4 protein-coding genes are annotated in these 3,603 nt (G+C 66.6%); 3 read left to right on the top strand and 1 reads right to left on the bottom strand.

Going from position 1 to position 3,603, the window contains the following annotated elements; genetic code table 11:
- On the top strand, window positions 1–450 hold a 450-nt coding region (locus EN925_RS28025), incomplete at its 5' end, for an amino acid--tRNA ligase-related protein (protein ID WP_348630367.1).
- A gap of 112 nt (window positions 451–562) precedes the next feature.
- Complete coding sequence (locus tag EN925_RS28020; protein WP_127388338.1) at window positions 563–1,813, top strand: FAD-dependent oxidoreductase; 1,251 nt, start codon at window positions 563–565, stop codon at window positions 1,811–1,813.
- A 23-nt stretch (window positions 1,814–1,836) separates the two neighbouring features.
- On the opposite strand, the gene EN925_RS28015 is transcribed toward EN925_RS28020, so the two are convergent.
- A complete protein-coding gene (locus tag EN925_RS28015; RefSeq protein WP_127266861.1) occupies window positions 1,837–2,253 on the bottom strand; it encodes a VOC family protein in 417 nt (138 codons plus the stop codon).
- Between the two features lie 166 nt (window positions 2,254–2,419).
- On the opposite strand from EN925_RS28015, the gene EN925_RS28010 reads away from it, so the two are divergent.
- Window positions 2,420–3,603 (top strand): TldD/PmbA family protein (locus EN925_RS28010; RefSeq protein WP_164894435.1); only part of this gene is annotated, 1,184 nt, incomplete at its 3' end.

Genomic DNA, 3,603 nt, shown 5'->3' with positions numbered 1-3,603 from the left:
GCCTTGACCCATGCCGGCCTGCGCACCGCGCCCGACGACAGCTGGGCCGATCTGTTCAGCCGGGTGATGGTGGAAAAGGTCGAGCCATTCCTCGGGCAGGGGCGCGCGACCATCCTGTGCGAATATCCCGTCGCCGAGGCGGCACTGGCGCGGCCGAGCCAGCGCGACCCGCGCCTCGCCGAGCGTTTCGAGCTCTATTGCTGCGGCGTCGAACTCGCCAACGGCTTTGGCGAACTGACCGACGCCGACGAGCAGCGCCGGCGCTTTGTTATCGAGATGGACGAGAAGCAGCGCGTCTATGGCGAGCGCTATCCGCTGGACGAGGATTTTCTCTCAGCCCTTGCCATCATGCCGCCGGCCAGCGGCATCGCACTCGGCTTCGACCGGCTGGCGATGCTGGCGACCGGCGCGCAAAAAATCGAGGACGTGATCTGGACGCCTGTCGCCTGAGGGCGGAAAGATCTGGCCTATTCGATTCCAGGGATCAAGACTGGACCGTGACCCCGAACCAAGAGACCACATGATCGGTACTGGATTTCAAGGTCAATCGGGAAGATCTACAGTGGCTGCTTCTGAAACGGTCGAAATCGCCATTGTCGGCGCCGGAGTTGTCGGGCTGGCGACGGCACTTCGCCTTGTCGCGGACGGCCGCGAAGTCCTGCTCATCGATCCGAACGAGCCGGGCTCAGGCGCGTCGTTCGGCAATGCCGGAACGATCGCCGAATATGCCTGCATGCCGGTCGGCACTCCTGCGGTGCTGCGGGCATTGCCAAAGCTGCTGCTTGATCCCGACAGCCCGTTTTCGCTGCGCTGGCCGGCGCTGCTGCAGCTGGCGCCATGGCTCGTTCGGTTCATGCGGCAATCGCTGCCGGCGGCCACCCGGGCCAATGCACTGGCGCTCGCCGGACTGCTGGCCGACGCCCTTCCAGCCTGGGAAGACATGGTCGGGGAGGCCGGGCTGGAGGACCAGATGCGCCGCAATGGCTGTCTTTACCTCTATCGCCGCTTGAGCGATTTTGCCGCTGGCGCCGGCGGCCGGGCAATGCGCGCTGCGTTTGGCATCCACCAAGAGGTCCTGACTCCCGAAGAGGTGGCGGCGCTTGAGCCGGGCCTGCCGGCGACAGCAGCGCATGGCGTGTATTTTCCCGACTCGATCAATGTCACCGATCCGGCAATGGTGATGCGGCGGTTGCTGGGCGCGGTGAGTGCCCGTGGTGCATCGGTGAAGCAGGCAGAGATCACCGGGCTGCAGGTCGAGGCTGACGGTGTGCAGCTCAGCGGACCCGGCGTTCGCATCAAGGCTGGCACGGTGGTGATCGCCGCCGGTGCACGGTCGCGCGCACTGGCCGCGCAGGCCAGCGACAGGATTCCGCTCGAGACCGAGCGCGGCTATCATCTGGAATTCCAGACCGACGCGCCGCTGCTCAACCGACCTGTCTGTCCCGTCGATCTTGGTTTCTACCTGACGCCGATGGCTGGCCGCTTGCGGGTCGCCGGCACCGTCGAACTCGGCGGCCTGGTCGCGCCGCCAAATCCGCGCCGGCTGGCGCTGCTTGACCGTGGCGCCAGGCAAATTTTTCCCAGGCTCGGCTCGCCTGCCTCGCAATGGCTCGGCTTCCGGCCGTCCCTGCCGGATTCCAGGCCGGTCATCGGCGCTTCGCGCGGCAGCTCCCGCGTAATTCATGCTTTCGGGCACGGCCATCTCGGCCTGACGCTGGCTCCGATCACCGCGCGGCTGGTCGCCAACTTGATCGGCGGACGCGGCGATCCGGCTCGGCTCGCACCTTTCGCGGCGGGCCGTTTCGGCCGTTGATCGATGGATGCCCTCGATCTGAGCTAGTGCGCGAAAACCTGCTCCAGCGAGCGAAAGCCCTTGAATTCCAAGGCATTGCCCGAGGGGTCGCGGATGAACAGCGTTGCCTGTTCGCCGGGCTCGCCCTTGAAGCGGACCATCGGCCGTTCCAGCCAGTCGATGTCGTCGCGCGCCTCCAGCCGTGTCGCCAGGCGCTGCCAGTCGTCCATCAAGAGCACCGCGCCGAAATGCGGGATCGGCACGACAATGCCGTCGACCCTGCCGTCACTGGGTGCCTGTGCGGCCTGCGGCCGCAGATGCGCCGACATCTGGTGACCGTAGAGGTCGAAGTCGACCCAGGTCGCTGACGAGCGGCCGATCGCGCAGCCCAGCACCTCGCCATAGAAAACGCGGGTTTCATCGAGATCACGGACCGGGAAGGCGAGATGGAAAGGCGTCATCGAAATGCTCCGTGCAGGCTGCGAACCGATTTTGCGTCACAGGGTTCGCGGTTTGAACCGTCCGCCCTGCATTTTGATTGAAGCCTATGCCATTGCACAAGCCGGACCGGAACAATAGATGGGTGGGCAACGGCCGCACACCGGCCGCACCAGCAGGATTTCAGGCATGACCGACATATCAGACGCAGCAAAATTGACCGACCGCGTCGCGGCCCTGGTCGAGGCTGCCAAAAAGGCCGGCGCCGATGCCGCCGACGCGGTGGCCGTGCGCGGCCGCTCGACCGGTGTGTCGGTGCGTCTCGGCAAGGTCGAGGCTACCGAAGCTTCCGAAAGCGAGGATGTGGCGCTGCGCGTTTTCGTCGGCGGCCGCGTGGCGAGTGTCTCGGCGACAGCGGCGTCCGACCCGAAAACGCTGGCCGAGCGCGCCGTGGCGATGGCGAAAGTGTCGCCGCAGGATCCCTATCAAGGGCTGGCCGATCCGGCATTGCTCGCCAAACAGACGCGCGATCTCGACCTGTTCGACGCCACCGAAGTGTCGGCAGACCAGTTGAAGGAAGCCGCATTGGCGGCGGAAGCGGCAGCGCTTGCCGTCAAGGGCGTGACCAATTCGGCCGGCGCCAGCGCCGGTGCCGGGCTGGGCGGCCTGGTGCTGGCCACCTCGCACGGCTTCCTCGGCCACTATGTCGGCTCGCGTTTTTCGCGCTCGGCCAGCGTTATCGCCGGCGAGGGCACCGGCATGGAGCGCGACTATGAATTCTCCTCGCGCCAGCATTTTGCAGATCTCGATGCGCCCGAGGACATCGGCCGCAAGGCCGGCGAGCGCGCCGTGCGCCGCATCGGCGCGCGCAAGGCGGCGACCGGGCCGGTCGACGTGGTGTTCGACCCACGCGTCGCGCGCGGCATCGCCGGCCATCTCGCCGGCGCCATCAACGGCGCCTCGGTCGCGCGCAAGACCTCGTTCCTGCGCGACATGATGGGCAAGCAGGTGGCCGCCTCCGCCATCACCGTCACCGACGAGCCGCTCCGGCGACGTGGCCAGGCCTCGCGTCCGTTCGACGGCGAAGGCGTCGAGGGCGAAAAGCTGTTGATGGTCGAGAAGGGCGTGCTCAACCACTGGTTCCTGTCGACCTCGGCTGCAAGGGAGCTGGGCCTCGTCACCAACGGCCGCGGCGCACGCAGCGGCTCCTCCGTTACGCCATCCTCCACCAATCTCGCCATCGAACCCGGCGAGCGGTCGCCGGAAGAGCTGATCAAATCGCTCAAGACCGGCTTCTACGTCACCGAGGTGTTCGGCCAGGGCGTCGACATGGTCACCGGCGAATACAGCCGCGGCGCTTCCGGTTTCTGGAT

Source organism: Mesorhizobium sp. M7A.F.Ca.US.006.04.2.1, from assembly GCF_004022915.1.
Lineage (GTDB): Bacteria > Pseudomonadota > Alphaproteobacteria > Rhizobiales > Rhizobiaceae > Mesorhizobium > Mesorhizobium ciceri.
Note: the sequence above shows the minus strand (reverse complement) of the source record. Positions and strands in the feature narration are given on the sequence as shown.

Excerpts from the sequence above, each read along its gene's own strand:
- EN925_RS28015 (WP_127266861.1), bottom strand. The coding sequence starts at position 2,253 with ATGACGCCTTTCCATCTCGCCTTCCCGGTCCGTGATCTCGATGAAACC.